The organism is Mesorhizobium sp. M7A.F.Ca.CA.001.08.2.1 (assembly GCF_003998455.1).
In the GTDB taxonomy this organism is placed as follows: Bacteria; Pseudomonadota; Alphaproteobacteria; order Rhizobiales; family Rhizobiaceae; genus Mesorhizobium; species Mesorhizobium ciceri.
On record NZ_RZPW01000744.1, the window covers coordinates 1 to 3,015 of the forward strand.

Annotated in this window: 2 protein-coding genes and 1 pseudogene; 1 reads left to right on the forward strand and 2 read right to left on the reverse strand. The window is 66.3% G+C overall.

The annotated features are described in order from the left end of the window. Positions 1-227: 227 nt before the first annotated feature. Positions 228-1,556 carry a dicarboxylate/amino acid:cation symporter gene (locus EN914_RS30095; RefSeq protein ID WP_024502566.1) on the forward strand — a complete coding sequence of 443 codons (1,329 nt, stop codon included), beginning with the start codon at positions 228-230 and terminating at the stop codon, positions 1,554-1,556. 67 nt (positions 1,557-1,623) lie between these two features. On the opposite strand, the gene EN914_RS30100 is transcribed toward EN914_RS30095, so the two are convergent. Both EN914_RS30100 and EN914_RS30105 read right to left on the reverse strand, forming a co-directional pair. After that, positions 1,624-2,652 (reverse strand): ROK family protein, encoded by a 1,029-nt coding sequence (locus EN914_RS30100; protein ID WP_024502565.1) that lies wholly within the window; start codon positions 2,650-2,652, stop codon positions 1,624-1,626. After that, positions 2,649-3,015, reverse strand: a pseudogene (locus EN914_RS30105) (D-allulose-6-phosphate 3-epimerase); the annotation flags it as partial. The pseudogene EN914_RS30105 and the gene EN914_RS30100, both read right to left, overlap by 4 nt.

Genomic DNA, 3,015 nt, shown 5'->3' on the forward strand with positions numbered 1-3,015 from the left:
ACAGGTGTAATGCGAAAATCCGCCCAGGCAAACGCCACTTGTGCGGAAATCCGCACAAAAGTATTGTCCGCGCGACCTCTGACAAAGGCGGAAATCCGCGATTCCGGCCTTTCCCCGATCTGGCACGACGCTTGCAAAACTGTTTTCAGCGGCGTGCGACCGGAGCGCCGCGATGGGAGAAGTCACGCAGGCGATCCGTTTTCGCCCATCCGGCCAGGGAGAGTTCGATGCACATCGCAGACCAATCAGGCGCGCTTGCCGCGCAGCGCAAACCTTTCTATGCCCAACTATACGTGCAGGTGCTCGTCGCGATCACCGTCGGCATCCTGCTCGGCCATTTCTATCCGTCGGTCGGCGAGAGCATGAAGCCGCTCGGCGACGCCTTCATCAAGCTGGTCAAGATGATCATCGCCCCGGTCATCTTCCTGACCGTGACAACGGGCATTGCCGGCATGAGCGACCTGCAGAAGGTCGGGCGTGTTGCCGGCAAGGCGATGCTCTATTTCCTCACCTTTTCGACGTTGGCGCTGATCATCGGCCTTGTCGTCGCCAATGTCGTGCAGCCGGGCGCCGGCTTCAACATCGACCCGGCGACGCTCGACGCCTCGACCGTCAACACCTACGCCGCCAAGGCGCACGATCAGTCGGTCACCGGGTTCCTGATGAACATCATCCCGTCGACCATCGTCGGCGCCTTCGCCGACGGCGACATCCTGCAGGTGCTGTTCTTCTCGGTGCTGTTCGGCATCGCGCTGGCGCTGGTCGGCGAGAAGGGCGAGCCCGTCCTCAATTTCCTGCAGGCGCTGACGACGCCGATCTTCAAGCTGGTCAGCGTGCTGATGAAGGCCGCCCCCATCGGTGCCTTCGGCGCCATGGCATTCACCATCGGCAAATACGGCATCGGCGCGGTCATCAATCTCGCCATGCTGGTCGGCACCTTCTACGTGACGTCGTTCCTGTTCGTGTTCATCGTGCTGGGTGCGGTCTGCCGCTACAACGGCTTCTCCATCCTGTCGCTGATCCGCTACATCAAGGAAGAGCTGCTTTTGGTGCTGGGCACCTCCTCGTCGGAGGCCGCCCTGCCCTCGCTGATGGAAAAGATGGAGAAGGCCGGCGCCAAGCGCTCGGTGGTCGGCCTGGTCATCCCGACCGGCTATTCCTTCAACCTCGACGGCACCAACATCTACATGACCTTGGCGGCGCTGTTCATCGCACAGGCGACCAACATCCACCTGTCGATGGGTGACCAGATCCTGCTGCTGCTGGTGGCCATGCTCTCGTCCAAGGGTGCCGCCGGCATCACCGGAGCGGGCTTCATCACCCTTGCCGCCACGCTGTCGGTGGTTCCGGCGGTGCCGGTCGCCGGTATGGCGCTGATCCTCGGCGTCGACCGCTTCATGTCGGAATGCCGGGCGCTGACCAACTTCGTTGGCAATGCCGTCGCCACGCTGGTGGTGGCGCGCTGGGAAGGCGAACTCGACGAGGCCAAGCTGGCGAGGGCGCTGGCGGGCACGGCTGACGACAGCCTGCCGGCGGATGTCGTCCCCGCCGAGTAACCACGCGTGGCTTATGCGTAAAAGGCCGGAGGCATGCTGCCTCCGGCCTTTGTCATGCAGTCGCACGTCAGACGGTGCCGATCTTGCTCAGTGGTGTGTCCGGATATGTGCTTGGGCCGACAGGCATGCGGGCTGCCAAAGTGCCCTCGTCGTCGAACAGCACAAGGCTGGCGGCGCCGACGAGCCCAGCATGGCGGCCGAGCTGTGCTGGAACGACCGGTACGTCGCGATAGGCGCGCATGGCCCGCTGCCTGATGGTTGCCTCGATGGTCGGCGCCATCAGGTCGAGCCCATTGGCGATGCCGCCGCCGACGACCAGCACATCGGGCGAATAGAGATGTAACAGGTTGGTGAAGCCGACGCCCAGCCAGCGGGCTTCCTCGTCCAGCAAGGCCGAGGCAAGATCGTCGCGCAGCCGTGCCGCCTCGACGACGTGGCGGCCGGTCACCTCCGCATCCGCTGACAGGCGCCGCAAGGCAGAGCCGTCGCCGGCCGCCGTGGCGGCGGTGGCGCGGCGGCCGAGCGCGGTTCCCGAAGCGATGGCCTCGAAGCAGCCGATGACGCCGCACACGCAACGCTCGCCCTCATTGGTGATGGTCATGTGACCGATCTCGGCGGCAAGGCCACGGCGGCCATGCAGGATGCGCCCATCGACGACGACACCGCCGCCGATGCCGGTCGACACCGTGACAAAGACCAGCGAGCGAGCGCCATGGCCGGCGCCGAAGCGCCATTCGCCGAGCGCCGCGGCATTGGCGTCGTTCTCCAGACGGACCGGCAGGCCGAGCCGCCGCTCGAGGATGTCGGCAAGCGGTACATCCAGCCAGCCGGTGAGTGTCGGCGGGCCGACGGCGATGCCGGCCAGCGGATCAAGCGGTCCCGGCGCACCGACACCGACGCCGACGACCGACAGTGCCGGGGCTTCGGCATGGACGGTCGCCGCCAGCGCCTCGATCTGGCCGATCACCACGTCTGGACCGGCCTGCGCCTGCGTCGGCACCGCCGCGAATGCCAGGATCTTGCCTTCGCGGTCGACCAGGGCGGCGCGAAGCTCCGTCCCGCCAAGATCGATCGCAAGGGCGGCTTCCGTTGTCATGCCGCGACCTTCAAGCCGCGCAGCCAGCCGATGCGGCCGGCGAGGTCCTTGTCACCGAAGGCGAGCGAACCGAGAACCACGGTTTCGGCGCCGGCGGCACGCAGCAACGGCACGGTCTCGTGGCGGATGCCGCCGTCGGCGGCCAGAACCACTTGCGCCTCACGGCCGGCCTTTCTCAGGATAGCGCGGGTAGCGCCCAGCCTGTCGCAGGCCTTGTCCGACAGGCTCTGTCCCTTGACGCCGATTGCGGTTCCAAGAAGCGTTACGAAGGCGACTTCCGGGACGAAGGCCGTCACCGCTTCCACAGGCGTCTCCAGCCTGAGCACGACGCCCGCCTCGGCGCCGAGCTCCCGCGCCAGCCGC

What these genes read in the sequence shown, in the direction of transcription:
- EN914_RS30095 (WP_024502566.1), top strand. Translation starts at nt 228, where the DNA reads ATGCACATCGCAGACCAATCAGGCGCGCTTGCCGCGCAGCGCAAACCT.
- EN914_RS30100 (WP_024502565.1), bottom strand. Translation starts at nt 2,652, where the DNA reads ATGACAACGGAAGCCGCCCTTGCGATCGATCTTGGCGGGACGGAGCTT.